Consider the following 269-nt stretch of genomic DNA (forward strand, 5'->3'; position numbering starts at 1 on the left):
GTCATCTTGCTCAGGATATGCATACGGCCTTCCTTCGCTTGCGCGAGGGCGACCTGCATGATTTCCTTCGTGATGCCCTGGATCTTGATGTCCATCTGCAGTGCGGTCACGCCATGTTCGGTGCCCGCCACCTTGAAGTCCATGTCGCCGAGGTGATCTTCGTCGCCGAGGATGTCGGTCAGCACGGCAAACTTGTTGCCTTCGAGAATCAGGCCCATGGCGATGCCGGCGACGTGCGCCTTCATCGGCACGCCGGCGTCCATCAGCGC

The 269-nt window shown here is 60.6% G+C and carries 1 pseudogene; it reads right to left on the reverse strand.

Annotated elements, in window-relative coordinates:
* Positions 1-269: pseudogene (locus SB822_RS57470) on the reverse strand (polyribonucleotide nucleotidyltransferase); the annotation flags it as partial.

It is taken from the genome of Paraburkholderia sp. SIMBA_054 (assembly GCF_046534875.1).
Classification (GTDB): domain Bacteria; phylum Pseudomonadota; class Gammaproteobacteria; order Burkholderiales; family Burkholderiaceae; genus Paraburkholderia; species Paraburkholderia hospita.